The organism is Escherichia sp. MOD1-EC5495, from assembly GCF_002965965.1.
Lineage (GTDB): Bacteria > Pseudomonadota > Gammaproteobacteria > Enterobacterales > Enterobacteriaceae > Escherichia > Escherichia ruysiae.
In genome coordinates, this window is record NZ_PTRI01000046.1 from 1 (window position 1) to 3240 (window position 3240).

Sequence of the window (3240 nt, forward strand, 5' to 3'; positions counted from 1 at the left end):
GCCAGTTACCTCGGTTCAAAGAGTTGGTAGCTCTGAGAACCTTCGAAAAACCGCCCTCCAAGGCGGTTTTTTCGTTTCGTGGTTAAGAGATTACGACTCTCGCTTAAGGATCTCAAGAAGATCTGCCCGCATCCTTTCAAAATCCTTTTAAAAAAGAATATCGTGTGCAAAATGGTTTCGGGAATACGATGTTTTTTCAGTCTCTGTTAAAAAGAAAAAAATAGGATAACGATATGATAAGGAAGATTTTTTTTGCTTCTGCGATCGTAGTAGCGATCTCTGGCTGTACAGCAATGGATAAATTGGCGGGAATGGGTGTTGTTTCTCAGCAAACATCAACCTTTGATAACTCGACTGTCATAGAGGTATCTCCAAATTCGCTATACGATCCTAACAGCACTTGGGGAACACCACTTCAGTTGGGCGCGATATGGTCTAGTGCCTATCCAGAAGAGGCTGGACTAATCCTTTCCTACAACTCGAATGTATCTAGCGGAAATGCCGCATACTTAGGTTTGACGGGGATTGATATAAATGTTGATGGTAAAATATCCAGCTATAAAGCACAGCAACAAACTAATCTAAGCAGCAGCTCATATAACTCCGTATCCAAGACGATCTATACCTCTAGCAAGAATACTATCGTTATCCCGTATAAATTGCTGGAGAGCATGGTATCAGCTAAAAACTGCCGCATTCGCATACACACAAGCCAAGGAAATCAAGACATCGACTTCTCAGCACAAAGTATCCCCGGAGGTAAAGCGACAGCGATCGTTTCCATTAAAGAGTTCTTGGCCAAAGTCGAACGTTTTAAATAAGGAGGCGTCATGAAGAAGCAGATTCTTGCACTCGCTTTGCTATCATTGCCACTGATTGGCATGGCAAAGGACTCTGGTTATGGCAATACCGAATGGGGTATGACCCCAAATCAGGTCGTTGCAGCCCAGAAAGGAAAAGCTCATTTAATCCCCCCTCAAAAGTATAAAGACCAATGGGGAAAAGTGAGCATTGAAGACGTGAATATAGGTAGTGGAATATATACAGTTACGTTTATTTTTGACGCATCAGATAAATTAGTCCAAACCAACGTTGCCAGCAAAGAAAAGAAAAATGAGGGAATAGCAAACAACCAATTTAACACATTAAATCAATTACTTACACAAAAGTATGGCAAACCACAGTTTGTAAGTGATGAAAAAGCAACATGGAAAACTGATACTACAACAATTGAGCTAAATAAGATGATCATCTCCGGAATTATGGCTCAAACACTAGTTCGCTACATTCCTAATAAGACCGTGATTTCTGACACGTCTAACCTGTAATAATTGTCGCCTCACTGAGTGTCTCTCTCCTGTTTCTATACCTGAGGTGGGAGATTGAACATAACGTCGCATTACGCGCACCGCTAAAACGCGCTGAACGCGATTCTGCCGCGAACACCGCAAAAAGAGATGTTTTACCAAGCGAAAACCGGAAAAATGCGTCAGGATCGCTTTCAGCTCACTGCATAGCTATGCATGAAAGTGAATGGCGATCGGTTTGGGCGCATACGGTGCCCATGAGACACATTTTCGGACATTTTCAGTTCGTGAATCCCTGACTCATTGCTACATATCTGAACAGACACCCCTAGCAGCGCCCCCAGGGGCGTCCTGTAAAAAAACACACCGCGCCGCTAGCAGCACCCCTAATATAAAATGATGTTTTTTATGAAAATAGTCAGTACCACCCCTAAAAAGCGGTGTTGGCGCAGCTACAACACCGCGCCGACACCGCTTTTTTAAATATCACAAAGAGAGCAAGAAGAACTAATTTGTCATAACTCTCTATTTATAAAGAAAAATCAGCAAAAAATTGTTTTTGCGTGGGGTGTGGGCATTTCAGGCATGAGAACAGACTCGCGTTTTTCCGGAGTATCAGCGGAATTATTGATTAAGAAACACTCGACGCAGAGCGAAATTTTATGCAACAGCGGCTGCACTGCACAGGGATTATTTATCAGTTGATATGCTGTGCCATGATACGTCCTAAAAAAACAGGACAGGATGTGCAATTGTAATACCGTCGCCCGCAACGTCTTACAATTACCACCTGGTCAGGGTCCACCCGACACCCGGTACTGACGGAGAACAACGGAAGGTGAACAAACAGCAACAAACTGCGCTGAATATGGCGCGATTTATCAAAAGCCAGAGCCTGACACTGCTTGAAAAACTGGATGCTCTGGATGCCGACGAACAGGCGGCCATGTGCGAACGACTGCACGAACTCGCGGAAGAACTCCAGAACAGCATCCAGGTTCGCTTTGAGACCGAAAGTGAAACAGGAACATAACGAAGCTGACGGAGGCGCTCACGGCTTGTCCGCGAGCGTTTTCGGCAGCAGACAAGCCCGCCAGGGCGCGTCAGCGGGTGTCGGGGCGAAGCCCTGACCCAGTCACGTAGCGATAGCGGAGTGTATACTGGCTTAACTATGCGGCATCAGTGCAGATTGTATGAAAAGTGCCCCATGGCGGGTGTGAAATTCCGCACAGATGCGTAAGGAGAAAATGCGCGTCCAGGCGCTTTTCCGCTTCCTCGCTCACTGACTCGCTACGCTCGGTCGTTCGGCTGCGGCGAGCGGTACTGACTTACACAAAAACGGCAGCACGGTTATCCACAGAATCAGGGGATAAGGCCGGAAAGAACATGTGAGCAAAAGACCAAGAACAGGAAGAAGGCCGCGCCGCAGGCGTTTTTCCATAGGCTCCGCCCCCCTGACGAGCATCACAGAAATCGACGCTCAAGTCAGAGGTGGCGAAACCCGACAGGACTTAAAGATACCAGACGTTTCCCCCTGGTGGCTCCCTCGTGCGCTCTCCTGTTCCGACCCTGCCGCTTACCGGATACCTGTCCGCCTTTCTCCCTTCGGGAAGCGTGGCGCTTTCTCATAGCTCACGCTGTAGGTATCTCGGTTCAGTGTAGGTCGTTCGCTCCAAGCTGGGCTGTGTGCACGAACCCCCCGTTCAGCCCGACCGCTGCGCCTTATCCGGTAACTATCATCTTGAGTCCAACCCGGAAAGACACGACAAAGCGCCACTGGCAGCAGCCACTGGTAACTGATTTAGAGGAGTTAGTCTTGAAGTTATGCACCGGTTCAGGCTAAACTGAAAGGACAAGTTTTGGTGACTGCGCTCCTCCAAGCCAGTTACCTCGGTTCAAAGAGTTGGTAGCTCTGAGAACCTTCGAAAAACCG

General features: G+C 47.4%; 4 protein-coding genes. All 4 read left to right on the forward strand.

What is annotated here, in order from left to right:
* Positions 1-233: 233 nt before the first annotated feature.
* Complete coding sequence (locus BEG40_RS21420; RefSeq protein ID WP_019842775.1) at positions 234-821, forward strand: hypothetical protein; 588 nt, start codon at positions 234-236, stop codon at positions 819-821.
* A 9-nt stretch (positions 822-830) separates the two neighbouring features.
* A complete protein-coding gene (locus tag BEG40_RS21425; protein WP_019842774.1) occupies positions 831-1328 on the forward strand; it encodes a hypothetical protein in 498 nt (165 codons plus the stop codon).
* 817 nt (positions 1329-2145) lie between these two features.
* Complete coding sequence (locus BEG40_RS21435) at positions 2146-2340, forward strand: Rop family plasmid primer RNA-binding protein (RefSeq protein ID WP_001041633.1); 195 nt, start codon at positions 2146-2148, stop codon at positions 2338-2340.
* Positions 2341-2993: 653 nt separating this feature from the next.
* Positions 2994-3107 (forward strand): replication initiation protein, encoded by a 114-nt coding sequence (locus tag BEG40_RS22420; protein ID WP_071608544.1) that lies wholly within the window; start codon positions 2994-2996, stop codon positions 3105-3107.
* The last annotated feature ends 133 nt before the right edge of the window (positions 3108-3240 follow it).

Coding starts and splice junctions, on each gene's coding strand:
- BEG40_RS21420 (WP_019842775.1), top strand. CDS start 234: ATGATAAGGAAGATTTTTTTTGCTTCTGCGATCGTAGTAGCGATCTCT.
- BEG40_RS21425 (WP_019842774.1), top strand. CDS start 831: ATGAAGAAGCAGATTCTTGCACTCGCTTTGCTATCATTGCCACTGATT.